Origin of the sequence: Solirubrobacter deserti, from assembly GCF_027587175.1 — a bacterium.
Lineage (GTDB): Bacteria > Actinomycetota > Thermoleophilia > Solirubrobacterales > Solirubrobacteraceae > Solirubrobacter > Solirubrobacter deserti.
Genome location: NZ_JAPCID010000009.1, coordinates 55628 through 72613, shown reverse-complemented (window position 1 = coordinate 72613; position 16986 = coordinate 55628). Strand labels below are relative to the sequence as shown.

Genomic DNA, 16986 nt, shown 5'->3' with positions numbered 1-16986 from the left:
ACCGCTTCCTGTAGCTTCGCGCAATGCGGAGGGTCTACCTCGGCGCCATGGTCGGCGCCATGGTCTCGCTCGGTTCCGCGCAGCCCGCACTGGCTGCCGACCCCGTCGAGCCATACAACCAATACATCGTCACCGGGACGGACGCCGAGCTCAAGGCGCTCGGCCCCCTCGGGCATGACCTGACGGAGGGTGCGCAAGCGCCCGGCCGGACCGGCATCGTCGCGACGCCGTCGGAGGCGGATGCGCTCGAGGCCAAGGGCTTCGACATCACGCCGCTCGGCGGCGAGAACAAGCGGCGCTACGCCGCGCGTGCGGCCGACGGCCCGCTCGCGGACCCGACGTGGGGCTATGACGTGTTCCGCCCGCTCAACCTCAAGCCGGCGCCGTGCCCGACGACGTGCGCGGGTGCGGTCGACGCACAGGGCCAGCCCGTCAACCTGCGCACGTTCTACGACACGCTGGCCGCCGCCCACCCGACGCTGGTCAAGCGCGTCGTGTACGGCAAGTCGCTGCTCGGCCAGGACCTGATCGCCTACAAGCTCACGACCGATGCGAACACCACCGCGGACGGCGCCAAGCCCGGCGTCATGTATCACGGCGCGCAGCACGCGCGTGAGTGGATCTCAGCCGAGGTCGTGCGCCGCGGCTACCAGTACTTCCTCGAGCACTCTGGCGACGCCGCGTCCGGCGTTCCGGAGGTTCTCGCCTCCACCGAGGTGTGGTTCATCCCGGTCGTGAACCCGGACGGCTACGACTACACGTTCCAGAACCGCGGCACGCGGCTGTGGCGCAAGACCCTGCGCGACAACAACAACGACGGCGTGCTGACGAACGCCGACGGCGTGGACACCAACCGCAACTTCTCGGAGAAGTGGCGCTACGACAACGAAGGCTCGAGCAGCGCGCTGACGGCCGCGAGCTACCGCGGCACCGAGCCCGAGTCCGAGTCCGAGGTCAAGGCCTTCCACGAGCTGATGGCGCGCATCAAGCCCGAGTTCTACATCGACTACCACTCGTACGCGAACCTCGTGCTGTACCCCCTCGGCTGGCAGGTCGAGACCTACAGCGGCGACAACCCGCTGATGGAGTCGCTGGCCGGCACCGACCGCAATCCGGCGGTCCCGACGTACGACCCGGACGTCGGCGGTGAGCTCTACATCACCAACGGCGAGGTCACCGACACGATGTACATGCAGCACGGCATCCTGGGCTACACGATCGAGCTCGACGGCGGCTCCGGCGCGCCCGTCGGCGGCACGCAGGTTCCCGGCAGCGACCCGCCCGGCGGCTTCGTGTTCCAGGACCGCGAGGCCGACGTCGAGAACGTCTGGCTCAAGAACAAGAACTTCATGCTCGACCTGGCCAAGTCGGCGCGAACGCCCGACCAGCCGTCGTCGCACATCGGCGCCAAGGCCCCGGACTTCGTCACGGACGCGTTCCCGACGTCGTACGGCGCCGGCTCGCAGCGGGTCGAGGTCAACGCGCGCCGCGCGCTCGGCGCGGTGACGGTCAAGTGGCAGGTCAACGGCGGTGCCGTGCAGAGCGGCGCCACCTCGGAGTTCGACGGCGGCGAGCGCTACGGCGAGTCCGGCGTCTACTACCACCACGTGCGCGGGTCCGTGACGGGCTTCAAGGCGGGCGACAGCGTCAAGGTGTGGTTCGAAGCCGGCGGGAAGAGCTCGGAGCCGTTCACCTTCGCGGCGTCATCGCTCGGCCGCGGGAGCCAGGTCCTGGTGCTGAGCGCGGAGGACTACAGCGGCGTGTCGCCGAACGCGGCGCCCGGTACCGGTCCGACGTACCTCGCGACGTATCTGGAGGCGCTCGCCGACGCCGGCATCCCGGCTGACGTCTACGACATCGACGCGTCCACCCGCAACCACGCGGACCTGCACGGCGTGCTCAGCCACTACAAGGCCGTCCTCTGGTACACGGGCCAGGACGACTTCGTGCGCGATCCCGGCCAGACCGTCGGTGTCGCGAAGCTGTTCGACGACCAGCTGATCGCCGTCCGGGACTACATCAACGAGGGCGGCAAGGTGCTCGTCACCGGCCAGCGCGCGCTCCAGGGCGCGTGGCAGGAGTACTCCTACAACCCGCTGGGGCGCGTCCCGCCGCTGCCGCAGTGCCCCGCCAATTCGACCGAGAACGACCCCGTCGGCCAGGTGGAGAACTGCGTGTATGTCAAGAACGACTTCATGCAGTACTGGATGGGCGCCAACCAGCGTGCGAGCGTGTCGAACCCGGCCACCCGCACGATCACCGGCCTCGCGCCATTCACGGCCTCGTTCGGCCTGACCGACCAGTCCTACCTGCCGGGCTTCACCCCGACCTCGTCGGCGCTGCCGCCCGCGCAGTTCCCGTCGTTCGCGTCCTCGAAGGGCACGCACGCGATCTCGGGTGCGACGACGTTCGCCGGCGTCTCGACCGACGACACGCTGCTGTGGGGCTTCGGCCTCGAGAACGTCGCCGACCGCGCGAAGCGCAAGTCGCTCGTGTTCGAGGCGATGAAGCACCTCGGCGTGAACCCGTACACGTCCACGACGGCGCCCGTCGGCGGGTCCGTCGCGCCGACGCTGTCGCTCACGCTGACCCCGGCGACGCCGCTTGGCCCGTTCGTGCCGGGCGTCGAGCAGGACTACACGGCGACCTCGAAGGCCGGCGTGGTCTCGTCGGCGGGTGACGCGACGCTGACGGTGGCCTCGCCCGGCCATCTGACCAACGGCGCGTTCTCGCTCGCCGAGCCGCTGCGCGTGGAGCTCTCGAAGTCCGCGTGGACCGGCCCGGTGTCCAACGAGAACGTCGACGTCGCCTACAAGCAGCTGATCAAGCGGACCGATCCGCTGCGCACGGGCACGTACAGCAAGACGCTGACGTTCACGCTCTCGACCACGAACCCGTAGTTCCGATAGTCGGGGGTCCGCGTATCTCGCCGACCCCCGATATCGTCCGGGCCATGGGAGTCCTGGACGACAAGGTGGCGATCGTGACCGGCTCGGCACGCGGCATCGGCCGCGCGACGGCCGAGCTGCTCGCCGAGCACGGCGCCAAGCTGATCATCAACGACCTCGACGCCGACCTCGCCGAGCAGGCGGCGTCCGAGATCGCGGGCGAGACGGCGGTCTATGGCGGTGACCTGACCAAGGCGGGCTCGCCGGAGGCGCTGGTGCAGACGGCGATCGACGCCTTCGGCCGGATCGACATCATCGTCAACAACGCGGGCTACACGATCGACGCGCCGGTGCACAAGCTGTCCGACGACGCGTTCCAGCGCATGCTCGACATCCACACGGTCGTCCCGTTCCGCGTGGTCCGCGCGGCCGCGCCACACCTGCGCGAGCCCGCCAAGGCCGAGCGCGCGCAGGGCGTGGAGGTCTTCCGCAAGATCGTCAACGTGTCTTCGATCAGCGGCACGATGGGCAACGCCGGCCAGGCCAACTACTCGGCGGGCAAGTCCGCCGTCGTCGGCTTGACCAAGACGCTGGCCAAGGAGTGGGGCCAGTTCAAGATCAACGTCAACGCGGTCGCGTTCGGGTGGATCGAGACGCGCCTGACCGCCACCAAGGACGCCGAGAACACGATGGAGATCGACGGCGAGACCGTGCAGCTCGGCATCCCCGAGCAGATGCGTTCGATGGCGCCGGCGCTGATCCCGATCGGCCGACCGGGCACGCCGGAGGAGGCCGCCGGCGGCGTGTTCTTCCTCTGCTCGCCGTGGTCGAACTTCGTCCACGGCCAGGTGCTCAACGTCACCGGCGGCCAGTTCACGGGGATGACGTCATGAAGCTGGTCAAGCCCTCCGGGGAGGAGCGCGACGTCCCGCGCGGGGTGGTGGGCGGAACCGAGATCTCCCAGGCCACGACGGGTGCGCACAACCTCTACATGGGCATCTTCCGCGTGCCCGCCGGCGCGCGCGGCCGTCCGCACTACCACGACAATTGCGAGAGCGCGCTCTACATGCTCTCCGGCTCGATCGAGATCCGCTTCGGCGACCAGCTCGAACAGGCGCTGATCGTCGAGGCCGGCGACATGCTCTACGTGCCTCCGCGCGAGACGCACACGGTGACGAACACGTCGGATTCCGAGCCGGCCGAGTACGTCGTCGCGCGTGACTCGCCGACCGAGGACTCCGTCGAGGTGCCATGGGCGGATCAGCCGACGTAGTAAGTCGCCACTAACTTGGCGCACCGACGCTCTTGACGCGGAGTGGAAGTGAGTCTTCACTTACTTCCATGTCGCGTTCAGCTTGGACCTTCGCGATCGTCTCGGTCGCCCTCTTCATGGTCGTGCTCGACAACCTCGTCGTCACGACCGCGCTCCCGTCCATCCGCACGGACCTCGGCGGCAGCCTGGAGGACCTGCAGTGGACGGTCAACGCCTACACCCTCTCGTTCGCCGTGCTGCTGCTCACGGGCGCAGCGCTCGGCGACCGCTTCGGCCGCCGGCGCGTGTTTGTCGGCGGGCTCGTTCTGTTCACGGTGGCCAGCGCGCTCGCCGCCCTCGCTCCTTCGACCGGCGCGCTGATCGCCGCGCGGGCGCTGCAGGGCGTCGGCGCGGCGATCGTCACGCCGCTCACGCTCACGCTGCTCTCCGAAGCGTTCCCGCCCGGCAAGCGCGGGCTCGTGATCGGGCTCTGGTCGGGCATCTCCGGCCTCGGCGTTGCGCTCGGGCCGCTGATCGGCGGCGCCGTCGTGGACGGCATCTCGTGGCAGTGGATCTTCTGGATCAACGTGCCGATCGGCCTGGCGCTGCTGCCGCTGGCCGTGACGCGGCTGGAGGAGTCCTTCGGGCCCGCGAACCGGCTCGACCTGCCCGGGCTGGTGCTCGCCGGACTCGGCCTGTTCGGCGTCGTGTTCGGGATCGTGCGCGGGGAGACGCTCGGGTGGACGTCGGGCACCGTGCTCGCCTCGCTCGCGAGCGGCGCGCTGCTGCTGGCCGCGTTCGTCGCCTGGGAGCGGCGGTCGCCGGCGCCGATGCTGCCGCTGCGGTTCTTCCGCTCGCGCGCGTTCGCCGCCTCCAACGGCGTGTCGCTGGCGATGTACTTCGGCGTCTTCGGGTCGATCTTCCTGCTCGCCCAGTTCTTCCAGGTGGTGCAGGGCCTGTCGCCGCTGGAGGCCGGCCTGCGCACGCTGCCGTGGACGGCGATGCCGATGATCGTCGCGCCGATCGCCGGCCTGCTCAGCGACCGCATCGGCTCGCGCCCGCTGATGTTCGCCGGGCTCGCGCTGCAGGCGGTCGCGATCGCGTGGATCGCTTCGGTCTCGTCGCCCACGACAGCCTACGCGTCGCTCGTCCCGCCGTTCATCCTCGCCGGCACGGGTATGGCGCTCGTGTTCGCGCCGACCGCCAATGCGGTGCTCGCGGCCGTGCGGCCGGAGGAGGCGGGGCAGGCGAGCGGGGCGACCAACGCGATCCGCGAGGTGGGCGGCGCGCTGGGCGTGGCGGTGCTCGCGTCCGTGTTCGCCGCGACCGGTTCCTACGCGTCCCCGCAGGCGTACGTCGACGGGATGACGTCCGCCGCGTGGGTCGGCGCCGCGGTGCTGGCCGCGGGTGCGCTGATCGCGCTGCTGGTGCCCGGAAAGCCGCGGCCGACGACGGCTCAGGTCGCCGAGCCGGGCTTGGTCGCGACCTCGTAGAGCGCGCGCACCTCGGCGAAGATGGCGTCGGCGGTGGCCTGCTCCTGGTCACGCGTCGGCGCCTCGACGCGCTCGAACGCGAACGGCTCGCCGTAGAACACGCGCACCTTCGGGAACTGGCCGCGCTTCCAGTTGCGCACGTGGCTGGAGCCGACGATCGCGACGGGCACCACCGGCGCGCCGCTCAGCAGCGCCAGGCGCCCGATCCCGCGCTTGGCCTTCTTGGCGGGCTCCCCTGTGCGCGAGCGGCCGCCCTCGGCGTACATCGCCATCGTGTTCCCCCGCTCGAGGACGGTGGTCGCGGTGATGAATGCGTCCTCGTCGGCGAAGCCGCGCCGCACGGGGAAGACGCCGCCGTGCGTGTAGACGAACTGCATCGGCGGCTTGAACAGCTGCGACTTGGCCATGAAGTGGACCTTGCGCCGCAGCGCCACGCCGAGAAAGAAGTGGTCCAGGAACGAGAAGTGGTTGGGCGCCAGGATCACGGGGCCGACGGCCGGCACGCGCTCCGGGTGCGTGTGGCTCACGCGGAAGAACACCCACCCGATCAGCGTCATCAGGATGCGCACGACCTCGTACATGAAGTCGGGTTGCCGGGTCCGCGTGCGCTCGTGGAAGCGGTCGAAGTGCTCCTTCGGCCGCGGATCCTTGTACTGCGTCTCCTTGATCTCCACGAGCTCGGGCTGGCTCATGGACGCAGAGTATGGCGGTCCGGTCGCAGCGGGCGGGGCCGTCCAGGTGCCCCGCCCGCCGCTTCCTTCGCCGGTTCGCCGTGCGCCGCGGGAGGAGAGATCGCGACGAACAGCAAGGACCATGGTGCCGGGGAGGGGTCCTGCTCCCCATCGACCGCGCGTCCGGAATCGGTGCGATCACAATCGACACGGTGTCTATATCGTGCGGCCCGTGACGCGCATCGAGGCGAACATCACGGGCACCGTGTGGAAGATCGAGGTCGCGGTCGGCGATGCCGTGTCCGAGGGCGACGCGGTCGTGATCCTCGAGTCGATGAAGATGGAGATGCCCGTCGAGGCCGAGGACGACGGCACCGTCGCGGAGATCCTGGTCAGCGAGGGCCAGTCCGTCCAGGAGGGCGACCCGCTGGTGGTCCTCGAGTAGTGGGCGAGCTGCACTTCGACTTCCCGGCCGACGGCGTCGTCCGGGTCACGCTCGACAACGTCGCCAAGCGCAACGCGCTCGACGTCTCGATCCTCGAGGGCCTGGCGCGGGAGCTGCCGCAGGTCGACGCGCGCTGCGTGATCGTGACCGGCGCCGGTGACGCCTTCTCGGCCGGCTACGACCTCGGCGGGTTGACGCCGGAGGGCTTGGCGGACGTGCTGATCCACCCGTTCGAGGCGGCGATGGCGGCCCTGGACGCGGTGCCCGTGCCGATCGTGGCCGCGCTCGGCGGGCACGCGTTCGGCGGCGGGTTGGAGCTCGCGGTGGCCTGCGACCTGCGCGTGTGCGCGCCGGGCGCGCGGCTCGGGATGCCGCCGGCGCGGCTCGGCGTGGTCTACTCGCACACGGGGCTGCGGCGGTTCGTGGACGCGATCGGCTCCGCCCGCACGCGCGAGCTGTTCCTCACGGCGCGGCCGGTCAGCGCGGACGAGGCCCTGGCCTGGGGCCTGGTGAACGAGGTCGTCGACGACGTGGACGCCCGCTCGGTCGAGCTGGCGAGCGAGATCGCGGCGTTGTCGTCGGTGTCCGTGCGTGGGAACAAGCGCGTGCTGCAGGCGCTGATCCCGCCGCTCGATCCGGTGCTGGTCGAGGAGCTCGACGCGCTGCGGCGTGATGCGTTCACGTCGGCGGAGTTCGCCGAGGGCGTGCGCAGTTTTGTAGAGAAACGCCCACCGCGCTGGCCTGGTCGCTAAGTCGTCCGGCTGAGGCCGTAGCTTCCGCGCAACGTCACTCGACCGAGGATCGTGGATGCTGGATCTCGAGGACCGCCTGGACGAGCTCAACCAGCTCGGCCTGCACCAGCGCATGCGGATGGTCTCCGGACCACAGGGGCCGCGCGTGGTGCTCGACGGGCGGCCGGTGCTGTTGCTGTGCTCGGGCAACGCGCTCGGGTTGGCCGACCATCCGAAGGTCCGGCAAGCGGCCGCCGACGCGGCCATGCGGTGGGGTGTCGGCGCGGGCGCGGCGCGCGTCTCGTGCGGCACGATGACGCTGCACCGGCGCCTGGAGGAGCGGCTCGCCGCGTTCACCGGCCAGCGCGCGGCGCTGCTGTTCGGGTCCGGCGCGCTCGCGAACATGGGCGTGATCGCCGCGCTCGCTCGCCGCGGGGAGGTCGTGCTGCACGACGAGCTCGCGCACTCCTCGATCGTCGACGGCTGCCGGCTGTCCGGCGCCGAGGTGGTCCCTTACCGTCACGCGGACGCCGACCACCTCGCGTGGGCGCTGCGCCAGTGCGACGGCCGCGCCACCCTGATCGCCACCGACGGCATGTTCGGCATGGACGGCGACGTCGCGCCGCTGCGCGAGATCGTCGAGCTCGCGCACCGCTACGACGTGCGCGTGCTGGTGGACGAGGCACACGCGTTGGGCGCGCTGGGGCCCGACGGCCGCGGCGCCGTCGCCGAGGCCGGGCTCGAGGGCGAGGTCGACGTCATCACCGGCACGCTGGCCAAGGCCCTCGGCTCCTACGGCGGCTTCGTCGCGTGCGACCACGTGACCGCGCGCTTCCTCGTGCACTCCGCGCGCACGCTGCTGCACTCCACGGCGCTGCCGCCGGTGGCCGCGGCGGCCGCGATGGCGGCGCTGGACCTGCTGGAGGCGCAGCCCCGGCGCGTGGCGAAGCTGCGCGCGAACGCGGAGACGCTTCGCGACGGCCTCGCGCGCGAGGGCTTCGACGTCAGCGGCGCCGCGGCCCACGTGATCCCGCTCGTGGTCGGCGACGCCGAGCGCGCGGCGCGGATGGTCGACTTCGCGCTGGAGATGGGCGTCTTCGCCGAGGCCGTCCGCCCGCCGGCGGTGTTCGAGGGTACGGCGCGGGTCCGGGTGTCCGTGATGGCCTCGCACCAGCGGGACGAGCTGCGCGACGCGGCCACCGTGCTCGGCCGCGCCGCGCTGCGCGCAGGGTTCCGGCCGGGAGCCGGGGTGCCCGTGGCGGCGGTTCAGCTGGCCGCCTAGAAGGTCGCTGAAGAACGGGCGATGTGCCGGTGTTCCACAGGGGCCGCTTAGAGGGGGACGGCCCGGAAGGTGACCTTGGCGGCGGCGTGGTCGGCGTCGCCCTCGTCGTTGTTGTCCGCCCGGAGCTGCACCGTCCGTGCCTCACCCGGCTTGAGCGTGAACGTGACGAACGGGGACTGGCCGTCGTGGTCGGTGGTCGAGCAGCTCGCGCCTTCGTAGAGGTCGATGTGCGCGGTGATCGTGGCGGCGTTCGTATTGCTCCAGCGGTGCGCGTCGACGATCAGCTCGCCGCGGACCTCGTTGCCCCAGCAGCGTGCGTGCTTGTGGTTGAAGACGGCGTTGCCGGCGCCGAGCGTGCCGAACACGAGCCCGCTCAGGCTGAACGTCTTGTACTCCCACATCGTGGCCTCCCAGGCCACGTTCTCGTCGTCGTGGATCTTCATCGTCGAGCCACCGTCGGCGACGATCATCATCGGCGTGTTGGCGGAGGCGGTGCCGGCCATCGTGAACGCGATGGCCGCGGACGCCAGCATCAGGGCAGCGATTCGGGGGAGGATCTTCATGGCCGCATCTTCGGCCCCGCCCAGGCCCGCCTGCGTCGGGGAACTTCCCCGATCTTTGGCCCTGTGCGGTCCGCCACACCCCTATGGGTGTGGCGCCCCGGCCCGCGTGTCCAGCGGTTCCGGCGAGATTTTGGCCGACGGTCCACATGGCGGCCGCCTGCGGACGCCTTCAATGTCCTCATGGCCGTAGCTGAGCTCCATGTCGTCCCGCACACCACCACGGGCGGGTGGACCGTCGGTCGCGCGTGGTTCGCCACCCTCTCCGAGGCCGAACAGGCCGCCCGCCGCCAGGCCAAGGCCGAGCAGGCGGCGATCTTCCTGCACGACCGCTACCACCGGGTGCGCGCGCTGGTTCAGCGGTAGCGCAGCACGGCTTCGACCACGAGCGCCGCGTTGTCGGGAGCGCGGCGCCCGTCCGGGAGGGTGGTGACGTCCTCCAACCCGACGCGGATGTCGTGCCCGCGCGGGACGGCCGCGTCGAGGACCGCCCAGGTCGCCGGGCCGACGCCGTGGTGCAGGCGCCGCACGGTGCTGCCGCCCTCGTCGAGCGCGAGGTCGATCTCGTCGGCGATCGCGACCGCCTCGGCGGAGCTCTCGGTGCGCGGCTCGACCAGGATGCGGCGCACGTCCAGCCCGCTGGCGAGCAGGCGCTCGGCGTCGGCCGCGGTCCAGACGCCGGCCTCGATCCCGATGCCGTGCCCGGTGAGCACGCCGGCCAGCTCGTGCCAGCCCTCCTCGCTCAGGTTCAGCGAGACGAGGTCCGGGACGTCGGTCCAGCCGCGCACGGCGCGCAGGCGGGCGTCGACGTCGCCGGCGGTGATCCACAGGCCGGTCGAGAGCGAGATCTCCACGCCGCAGGTGCGCAGCTCGCGCACGGCGGCGGCGATGTGCGCGCCATCCAGCGTCTCGTGTCCGTCGCCGTCGCGCGGGTGCGCGTGGATCGACTGCGCGCCCGCCGCGACGCACGCCCGCGCTTCCGCGCCCAGCTCCTGGGGCGAGCGCGGGACGCCGGACGTCCGGTCCCCGTTCAGGCAGGCTTGGAGGACCATGCCTTCGGCGCGCAGGTGAGGGCGAGCAGGCCCGCCGCGATGATGAACGTCCAGGTGGTGCCGACCAGCGGGATCAGCGCCAGCGCGGCGGCGAAGTTGCCGACGAGCCCGCCCGCGGTCGACAGCGCGTACAGGCGGCCGGTCGCGTCGCCGGCGCCGTCCAGCGAGTCCACGCGCAGCCGGATCGACCATGGCGTCAACGCGCCGAGCATCACCAGCGGCGGTGCGACCAGGAGCAACTGGACGAGGAACGAGCCGCCGAACTCACCGAGCGAGTCCTCGGTCACCCCGAGCAGCGGGATCGCGACGAGCGGGATCAGCGCCACCATGACCGCGCCCGCGAGCCCGCCGCGCGCCATCGCGCGCGCGGTGGGATGGCGGTCCGCCAGGCGGCCGCCGAGCCAGTAGCCGATCGCCAACGCTGCCAAGGCGATGGCGATGGTATTCGCCCAGACGATCGTCGACGCCCCGAACGCGGGCGCGATCAGCCGCGCCGCGGCGAGCTCGGCCGCCAGCGTCGTGATGCCGGAGACGAACTTGACGAGCTCGACGAACCCCCACGGCGCCGGCGCCCTCCGGACAGCGGCCGCGCTCATCCGTTCTCCTCCGCCGCGTACGAGACGATCGAGGCGTCGATCAGCCACTCGACCGGCGCGCGGTCGTCGGTGAAGACGGACCCGCCGCGCAGCGGCCCTTCGATCCGCGCCGCGCTGTCCTGCGCGAGCTGCGTCAAGTCAGAGGACACCGGCGCGCGCGCGATCGCGCCCGCGCTGAGCGGCACGTCCGACGCCATCACGAGCGAGTTCTGCGACCGGATCGGGTCGCGCACAACGTGCTCGAACACGGCGCCCATCGTCGTGCTCATCGCCTCCTCCAGCGCGGGCGAGTCATTTGGATGGCCGATGTTGACGATCACCGACCCGCCCGGGTTCAAGCGGTCCTGCACGAGCTCGAAGAACTCCTTCGTGGTCAGGTAGAAGGGGATGTAGGGCTGGCGGTAGGCGTCGACGAAGATCGCGTCGTAGCGCTCTTCGGTCTGGCGCAGGAACGGGCGCGCGTCCTGCGTGTGCTCGCGCAGCTGCGGCCTCGCCTCCAAACCGAAGTAGCGGTGGCCGATCTTGAACAGCTCGGGGTCGATGTCGACGGCGTCGATCACCGTCTCCGGGTAGTACCGGGCGTACGCGCGCGGGACGGTGCCGGCCGCCGTGCCGAGCGCCGCGATCCGCGCCGGCGGGCGCCCCGAGCCGGTCGCGAACGGCATCGTCAGAAAGCCGTCCCAGTAGCCGCCGGTCAGCACGGTGCCGGGCCGCGCCAGCGAGTGGATCGCCTGGCCCTCATTGAGCTCGAGCATCCGCGCGCGGTCGCTGTCGCGCTCGACCACCCGCGCGTACTGGTACGGCGTCTCCACCTCGTAGAGCACGCGCGCGTCCGCGGCGGGCTTGGTCGTGCCGGGCGGGATGAGCAGCGCCGCGGCCAGCGCGGCGGGCACGAGCAGCAGCTCGAGATCGAAGAGCGAGACCGCCGCGACCAGCGCGGGCACCAGCGCCAGCACCAGGAACGTGCGCTGGGACCCGATCGCCTCGATCGCCCACAGCGCGACGAAGAACACGCCCAGCAGCGAGCCGACGGTGGAGAGCGCGTACAGGCGCCCGGACACCGCGCCCGCCTCCTCGACCGACGCGAGCTTGAGACGCGTCGCCCACGGCGAGACCGTGCCGAGCAGCAGCAGGGGCACGGCCACCAGCACCAGCGTCCCGAACAGCGAGGCGGCGAACGCGCCCACCGACACCTCGTCGAACGCGTCCACGCTCAGCGACAGGAACGGATGGGCGATGAACGGCACCACCGCGAGCAGCGCCGAGCCCGCCAGCACGCACAGGCACAGCGCCCGCGGGGACGGCCGGCGGTCGGCCAGCGTCCCGCCGAGCTTGTAGCCCGCCGCGAGCGCCAGCAGCACGACCGCGATCGTGTTCGCCCAGATGACCGTCGAGGTCCCGAAGAACGGCGCGAGCAGGCGCGTCGCGGCGATCTCGGCACCCAGGGTGCTGAAACCGACGGAGAAGACCAGCGCCTCGAGCGGCAGCCGCAGGCGCCGCTCAGCGCCTCGGGACTCGAGGGCTGCCACGGAGTTGAGGCTAGCCCTCGAAGGGCGAGAAATCCGCTTTCCTGGCGCCGCAGACCGGGCAATACCAGTCCGTCGGGATGTCCTCGAAGGCGGTGCCCTCGTCGATCCCGCCGTCGGGATCGCCTTCCTCCGGGTCATAGATGAAGCCGCAGGATTCGCAGATCCACTGCCGGTCCGTGTCCGTGCTCATGCGGGCGCATATTAGGCTGGCCTGATGGCGCAAGACGGTCCCGAGCCCGGAACGATCCTCAACGAGACCGGCGTCCCCACCACGCCGCGGCAGGCCGCGACGGTGCTCGTGGTGCGCGGCGGCGCCCAGCGGCTGGAGGTGCTGCTGGCCCAGCGCACGCCCAAGGCGCGCTTCATGGGCGGCGCCTGGGTGTTCCCCGGCGGCGCTGTCGACGCGTCCGAGGACCACCGCGCCGCGGCTCTGCGCGAGGTGCGCGAGGAGGTCGGGATCACGCTGCCCGATCCCGCCGCGCTCGTCCCCTTCGCGCGCTGGATCACGCCCGAGGAGGTGTCGATCCGGTTTGACACCTGGTTCTTCGTCGCGGTCGCCCCGGACGGGGCCGAGGTCGAGATCGACGGGTCAGAGATCGTCGACGCGCGCTGGTTTCAGCCGGACCGCGCGCTCGCGGGCGCGGAGGCCGGCGAGCTGCTGATGGTGTTCCCGACCATCAAGACGCTCGAGCAGGTGGCGCGCTTCGGGTCCGCCGACGCGCTGATCGAATGGGCGTCGACGCACGAGGTGCGGCCGGTCAAGCCGCGCGTCGAGGGTCAGGGCGAGGCTGCCCGGATCGTGCTCGACGACGAGCGCTAACGCTCGCGGTCGCAGAAGTGCGCGAGCTCGCGCACGCCGTTGGCGAGCCCGATCAGCACGAGCGCGGCCGCCGCGAGCACCACCACGGCCGTGATCTCGGCTGCGATCGCGCCACCCAGCAGCGCCGCGGTTATGACGGTGAGGAGCGTGGGCAGCACGTCAAACGTCTCTCACTGGGGTATTCCCATTTGTGGAAGGTCTATGACGTTGGAGGAGAATCATTGGATTGACGCGCCCAGAGCGCGTCAAATTGTCTCGTGCAGCGTTGCGCTGATCGCCGGGACCATGCTCCTGGCGTGGAGCGCGGGCCTGCAGGTTGCCACACGCACCGACACGCTCGCGCCGATGTCGCCCCTCTCCTGCGTCGGCTTCCTCGGCGCCGCGCTCGGCACCTGGGCGATGCCCGACCGGGCCCGCCTGAAGGTCGCCGCCGGAGCCTTCGCGTGCGTGGCCGGAACCGTCGGGCTGCTCGACGCGCTGCTCGCCGATGGCACGTGGGTCAACCGCACGCTGCTCGGCGCCGACGTCCGCATATCGGCGCTCACGGCGGCGGCGCTCGTCCTGCTCGGCGTGGCGATCGCGCTCGACGGACACGGCTGGCCGATCACGCGCCGCCTCGCGATCGCCGCCGGCGCGCTGGGCGGCGCCGCGACGATCGGCTTCCTGCTCGGCGTGCCGCTCTTCTACGGCGTGTCGCGGTCCGTCCAGATGTCCTGGTCCGCGGCGTTGTGCGCGATGCTGATCGCGTTCGGCGTGGTCCTGGCGCACCCGGTCGGCACGCTCTTCGACCGCACGCTCAGCGGGCGCTTCGCGCGCCGGATGGTGCCGCCCGTGCTCGGCATCCCGGTGCTCTCGGGTGCGCTCGCGACGGCCGCGGCCCGGGCGGGATGGTGGGCACCGAGCGTCGCGGCGTGGGTGATGACGCTCGCCGCGGTCGCCGGGCTGGCGTTCGTGGTCAGCAAGGCGGTCGAGCGACTGGCCGAGGACGACCGCCGGCTCACCCAGCTGGCGATCCGCGATCCGCTGACCGGCGCCTACAACCGGCGCCACTTCCTCGCCGAGGCCGAACGCGCCGCGTCGCGGGCGCGGCGGTACGGCGAGTCGGCGGCGATCGCGGTCGTCGACCTGGACCGCTTCAAGGAGATCAACGACCGCTGGGGCCACCAGGCCGGCGACGAGGCGCTGGTGCGCGTGCACCGGGCGCTGCGGACGCGGCTGCGCTCGAGCGACGTCCTGGGCCGGATCGGCGGCGATGAGTTCGCCGCGCTGATCCTCCACGTCAACCCCGGCCAGGCACTGCACGTCGCGGACGAGATGCGCGACGCGGTGGCGCAGGTCGGGCGCGAGATGACCGCCGAGGGGCGCCGCAACCGGCTCGGCGCGAGCATCGGCATGGCGACGCTCGACGGCCACGAGGACGTCGAGGACCTGGTCGACCTCGCCGACCGCCGCATGTACGACGAGAAGCGGCTAGCTCATCAGGTCGAGGGCAGCGCCCACCACTGACTCGGCGTCGATCTCGTGGTGCTCGTAGAGCTCGAGGATGTCGCCGGCCTGGCCGAAGCGCTGCACGCCCAGGCAGGTGATCGGGGAGCCGAGGAAGCTGAGCGTGTGCGGGTGCCCGTCGAGCAGGCTGACGATCGGGACGCCGGGCCGGAACAGGCCGGCGAGCGTGCGCGGCTCGCCGTCGCCGAAGCCGGAGCGCGCCTGGTGGGAGCGGAACAGCAGGTCGGCGCTCGTGATGCAAACGACCTCCGCGTTCCCGAGCTCCTCGGCGGCCTGCAGCGCCTCGGGGACGAGCGCGCCCATGACGGCGATGCTCACCTTGGCGTCCGGGTTGGCGCGCAGCTTGTAGCCGCCCGCGATCGCACCCTCCCGCGTGCCGGTGTGGAGCGCTTGGTCGATCGGACGGGTGGAGAGGCGGAAGTAGGCCGATGAACCGCCGGGCTTGCCGAGCTGCGCGAGCGCGTGCAGGAAGCACCACTCGAAGTCCTGGCCGAACGCCGGCTCGTAGGCGACGCAGCCGGGCTGCTCGATGCCGATGCTCGGTGTGATCACTGACTGGTGCGCGCCGCCCTCCGGCCCGAGCGTGACGCCGGACGGCGTGCCGACGAGGATCGACTGGCCGCCGGAGTAGATCCCGAACGACCACGGCTCCAGCGCGCGGGACACGAACGGGTCGTAGATCGTGCCGACCGGCAGCAGCGGCTGGCCGTCGCGCGACCACGTGGCGCCGAGCTCGCCGAGCAGGCCGACGAGGTTGACCTCGGCGATGCCGAGCTCGATGTGACGGCCGTGGTCGGACTCGCGCCAGCGCACGAGGGTGTCGGTGTCGTCGGCGAACCAGTCGATGCGGTCGCCGACGTTCCAGATGCCGGCCTTGTTGATCCAACCGCCGAGGTTGGTGGAGGTGCCGACGTCGGGGCTCACGGTCACGACCCGCTCGGCGACCGCGGGCGCCTCGCGCGTGAGGTCGACGAAGAAGCGCCCGAACGCCTGCTGCGTCGAGGCCTTGCCGGTGTGCTTGCGGCCGACGTCGCGCGGGACCTCGGGCGCGGGCGCGGTGGGGGTGTCGGTGCGGCGCAGTTTCACGCCGACGGTGCGGCACAGCTCGGCGGCGGCGCCGTCGAGCGGCTTGAACGGGTCGTCGGCGTCCTCCCCGAGCTTGGCCGCCAGCTCACGGTACTGCTCGTGGCTGAGCAGCGCGGAGTGGTTGGCCGGGTGGCCCTCGGTGGGCAGCGACCAGCCCTTGATCGTGTAGGCGAAGACGACGCTCGGGCGGTCCTGGACGGCGTCGGCCTGGCGGTAGCCGTCGATCAGGCTCTGCAGGTCGTGGCCGCCGAGGTCGCGGAAGGTGGCGAGCAGGTCCTCGTCGCTGAGGCCGTCCGTGTCGACCTCGAGGCGGCGCCGCAGCTCGGGCGCGTAGGCGCGCAGCAGGCGCTGGTACTCCTCGTTGGGCATCGCGTCGATGCGGGCGCGGAGCGCGTGGTGCTCGGCCAGCTTGGGCCCGTACTTGACCATCACCGTGTGCCAGCCGGCGGCCTCGAACATCGCGGCGAGCCGGCCGGCGGCGATGTCGGGCACCACGCGGTCCAGCGACTGGCGGTTGAGGTCGACCACCCACATCACCTCGCCCAGCCGCGCGACCATCGGGTCGGCGATCGCCTCCCAGCACGCGCCCTCGTCGAGCTCGGCGTCCCCGATCAGCGCGATCTGGCGGCCGCCGCGCGGGACGTCGAAGTGACCGGCGACGTAGCGGTGCGCGAGCGCGCCCCAGATCGGGGCGGTCGCGCCCAGGCCGACGGACCCGGTCGAGTAGTCGACCGGGTCCGGGTCCTTGGTGCGGCTCGGGTACGACTGCAGGCCGCCGAACTGGCGCAGGGTGGTGAGGTACCGGGAATCCAGCCGGCCGAGCAGGTGGTTGATCGCGTGCAGGACCGGGCTGGCGTGGGGCTTCACACTGACCCGGTCGGGCGCCTCGAGGACCGCGAAGTAGAGCGCGGTCATCAGGCTCACCATGCTCGCGCTGGAGGCCTGATGGCCGCCGACCTTCACGCCCGACGGGTTCGGGCGCACGCGGTTGGCGTGGTGGACGATGCTCGTCGCCAGCCACAGCACCCGCTGCTCGACCCGCTTGAGCGTCTCCAGGTCCGGCTCCACTGCCCGG

The 16986-nt window shown here is 71.7% G+C and carries 18 protein-coding genes; 10 read left to right on the top strand and 8 right to left on the bottom strand.

The genetic code is table 11. The annotated features are described in order from the left end of the window. The first annotated feature begins 23 nt into the window (after nt 1-23). From OJ962_RS07840 to OJ962_RS07825, 4 genes are all read left to right on the top strand, one after another. A complete protein-coding gene (locus tag OJ962_RS07840; RefSeq protein ID WP_202955734.1) occupies nt 24-2900 on the top strand; it encodes a M14 family metallopeptidase in 2877 nt (958 codons plus the stop codon). Between the two features lie 53 nt (nt 2901-2953). Continuing rightward, nucleotides 2954-3781 (top strand): SDR family NAD(P)-dependent oxidoreductase, encoded by an 828-nt coding sequence (locus OJ962_RS07835; RefSeq protein ID WP_202955733.1) that lies wholly within the window; start codon nt 2954-2956, stop codon nt 3779-3781. Further along, complete coding sequence (locus OJ962_RS07830) at nt 3778-4161, top strand: cupin domain-containing protein (protein WP_202955732.1); 384 nt, start codon at nt 3778-3780, stop codon at nt 4159-4161. The genes OJ962_RS07835 and OJ962_RS07830 overlap by 4 nt, the downstream gene beginning before the upstream one ends. Before the next feature lie 68 nt (nt 4162-4229). Further along, nucleotides 4230-5633, top strand: a complete 1404-nt coding sequence (locus tag OJ962_RS07825; protein ID WP_202955731.1) for a DHA2 family efflux MFS transporter permease subunit — start codon at nt 4230-4232, stop codon at nt 5631-5633. On the opposite strand, the gene OJ962_RS07820 is transcribed toward OJ962_RS07825, so the two are convergent. Next, nucleotides 5597-6325 (bottom strand): lysophospholipid acyltransferase family protein, encoded by a 729-nt coding sequence (locus OJ962_RS07820; protein WP_202955730.1) that lies wholly within the window; start codon nt 6323-6325, stop codon nt 5597-5599. The genes OJ962_RS07825 and OJ962_RS07820 overlap by 37 nt on opposite strands. Nucleotides 6326-6536: 211 nt before the next feature. Between OJ962_RS07820 and OJ962_RS07815 the strand changes: the two genes are divergently transcribed. From OJ962_RS07815 to OJ962_RS07805, 3 genes are read left to right on the top strand one after another with little or no spacing between them, the layout of a single operon-like run. After that, nucleotides 6537-6749, top strand: a complete 213-nt coding sequence (locus tag OJ962_RS07815; RefSeq protein ID WP_202955729.1) for a biotin/lipoyl-binding carrier protein — start codon at nt 6537-6539, stop codon at nt 6747-6749. Continuing rightward, nucleotides 6749-7501 (top strand): enoyl-CoA hydratase/isomerase family protein, encoded by a 753-nt coding sequence (locus OJ962_RS07810; protein ID WP_202955728.1) that lies wholly within the window; start codon nt 6749-6751, stop codon nt 7499-7501. Before OJ962_RS07815 ends, OJ962_RS07810 begins: the two co-directional genes overlap by 1 nt. A 55-nt stretch (nt 7502-7556) precedes the next feature. After that, nucleotides 7557-8762, top strand: coding sequence for an aminotransferase class I/II-fold pyridoxal phosphate-dependent enzyme (locus tag OJ962_RS07805; RefSeq protein WP_202955727.1), 1206 nt, complete (start codon nt 7557-7559; stop codon nt 8760-8762). Between the two features lie 47 nt (nt 8763-8809). Here the strand turns inward: OJ962_RS07805 and OJ962_RS07800 are convergent, their stop codons facing one another. Beyond that, nucleotides 8810-9325 (bottom strand): hypothetical protein, encoded by a 516-nt coding sequence (locus OJ962_RS07800; RefSeq protein ID WP_202955726.1) that lies wholly within the window; start codon nt 9323-9325, stop codon nt 8810-8812. Nucleotides 9326-9505: 180 nt separating this feature from the next. Between OJ962_RS07800 and OJ962_RS07795 the strand changes: the two genes are divergently transcribed. Next, nucleotides 9506-9688 carry a DUF2188 domain-containing protein gene (locus tag OJ962_RS07795; protein WP_202955725.1) on the top strand — a complete coding sequence of 61 codons (183 nt, stop codon included), beginning with the start codon at nt 9506-9508 and terminating at the stop codon, nt 9686-9688. Here OJ962_RS07795 and OJ962_RS07790 read toward each other — a convergent pair. Genes OJ962_RS07790 through OJ962_RS07775 form a run of 4 tightly spaced genes read right to left on the bottom strand, consistent with a single transcriptional unit; the run spans nt 9679 to nt 12689 of the window. Next, nucleotides 9679-10374: a 3-keto-5-aminohexanoate cleavage protein gene (locus OJ962_RS07790; protein ID WP_202955724.1), complete on the bottom strand. Its 696-nt coding sequence runs from the start codon at nt 10372-10374 to the stop codon at nt 9679-9681. The genes OJ962_RS07795 and OJ962_RS07790 overlap by 10 nt on opposite strands. Beyond that, nucleotides 10353-10970, bottom strand: coding sequence for a fused MFS/spermidine synthase (locus tag OJ962_RS07785; protein ID WP_202955723.1), 618 nt, complete (start codon nt 10968-10970; stop codon nt 10353-10355). Before OJ962_RS07785 ends, OJ962_RS07790 begins: the two co-directional genes overlap by 22 nt. Next, nucleotides 10967-12499 carry a spermidine synthase gene (locus OJ962_RS07780; protein WP_270006279.1) on the bottom strand — a complete coding sequence of 511 codons (1533 nt, stop codon included), beginning with the start codon at nt 12497-12499 and terminating at the stop codon, nt 10967-10969. The genes OJ962_RS07785 and OJ962_RS07780 overlap by 4 nt, the downstream gene beginning before the upstream one ends. A 10-nt stretch (nt 12500-12509) precedes the next feature. Continuing rightward, entirely contained in the window at nt 12510-12689 is a 180-nt protein-coding gene (locus tag OJ962_RS07775) for a rubredoxin (protein WP_202955722.1), read from the bottom strand. 24 nt (nt 12690-12713) lie between these two features. Between OJ962_RS07775 and OJ962_RS07770 the strand changes: the two genes are divergently transcribed. Then, on the top strand, nt 12714-13319 hold the full coding sequence (locus OJ962_RS07770; protein ID WP_202955721.1) for an NUDIX hydrolase: 606 nt from the start codon (nt 12714-12716) through the stop codon (nt 13317-13319). On the opposite strand, the gene OJ962_RS07765 is transcribed toward OJ962_RS07770, so the two are convergent. Continuing rightward, nucleotides 13316-13477, bottom strand: coding sequence for a hypothetical protein (locus tag OJ962_RS07765; protein WP_202955720.1), 162 nt, complete (start codon nt 13475-13477; stop codon nt 13316-13318). The two genes, OJ962_RS07770 and OJ962_RS07765, sit on opposite strands and share 4 nt — an antisense overlap. 127 nt (nt 13478-13604) lie before the next feature. Here OJ962_RS07765 and OJ962_RS07760 point away from each other — a divergent pair, with 127 nt between their 5' ends. After that, entirely contained in the window at nt 13605-14825 is a 1221-nt protein-coding gene (locus OJ962_RS07760; RefSeq protein ID WP_202955719.1) for a GGDEF domain-containing protein, read from the top strand. Here OJ962_RS07760 and OJ962_RS07755 read toward each other — a convergent pair. Then, nucleotides 14790-16979, bottom strand: coding sequence for a 1-deoxy-D-xylulose-5-phosphate synthase N-terminal domain-containing protein (locus tag OJ962_RS07755; protein ID WP_202955718.1), 2190 nt, complete (start codon nt 16977-16979; stop codon nt 14790-14792). The genes OJ962_RS07760 and OJ962_RS07755 overlap by 36 nt on opposite strands. Between the last annotated feature and the right edge of the window lie 7 nt (nt 16980-16986).

What these genes read in the sequence shown, in the direction of transcription:
- OJ962_RS07830 (WP_202955732.1), top strand. Translation starts at nt 3,778, where the DNA reads ATGAAGCTGGTCAAGCCCTCCGGGGAGGAGCGCGACGTCCCGCGCGGG.
- OJ962_RS07820 (WP_202955730.1), bottom strand. Translation starts at nt 6,325, where the DNA reads ATGAGCCAGCCCGAGCTCGTGGAGATCAAGGAGACGCAGTACAAGGAT.
- OJ962_RS07775 (WP_202955722.1), bottom strand. Translation starts at nt 12,689, where the DNA reads ATGAGCACGGACACGGACCGGCAGTGGATCTGCGAATCCTGCGGCTTC.
- OJ962_RS07795 (WP_202955725.1), top strand. Translation starts at nt 9,506, where the DNA reads ATGGCCGTAGCTGAGCTCCATGTCGTCCCGCACACCACCACGGGCGGG.
- OJ962_RS07805 (WP_202955727.1), top strand. Translation starts at nt 7,557, where the DNA reads ATGCTGGATCTCGAGGACCGCCTGGACGAGCTCAACCAGCTCGGCCTG.
- OJ962_RS07790 (WP_202955724.1), bottom strand. Translation starts at nt 10,374, where the DNA reads ATGGTCCTCCAAGCCTGCCTGAACGGGGACCGGACGTCCGGCGTCCCG.
- OJ962_RS07760 (WP_202955719.1), top strand. Translation starts at nt 13,605, where the DNA reads ATGCTCCTGGCGTGGAGCGCGGGCCTGCAGGTTGCCACACGCACCGAC.
- OJ962_RS07835 (WP_202955733.1), top strand. Translation starts at nt 2,954, where the DNA reads ATGGGAGTCCTGGACGACAAGGTGGCGATCGTGACCGGCTCGGCACGC.
- OJ962_RS07770 (WP_202955721.1), top strand. Translation starts at nt 12,714, where the DNA reads ATGGCGCAAGACGGTCCCGAGCCCGGAACGATCCTCAACGAGACCGGC.
- OJ962_RS07840 (WP_202955734.1), top strand. Translation starts at nt 24, where the DNA reads ATGCGGAGGGTCTACCTCGGCGCCATGGTCGGCGCCATGGTCTCGCTC.
- OJ962_RS07785 (WP_202955723.1), bottom strand. Translation starts at nt 10,970, where the DNA reads ATGAGCGCGGCCGCTGTCCGGAGGGCGCCGGCGCCGTGGGGGTTCGTC.
- OJ962_RS07800 (WP_202955726.1), bottom strand. Translation starts at nt 9,325, where the DNA reads ATGAAGATCCTCCCCCGAATCGCTGCCCTGATGCTGGCGTCCGCGGCC.
- OJ962_RS07825 (WP_202955731.1), top strand. Translation starts at nt 4,230, where the DNA reads ATGTCGCGTTCAGCTTGGACCTTCGCGATCGTCTCGGTCGCCCTCTTC.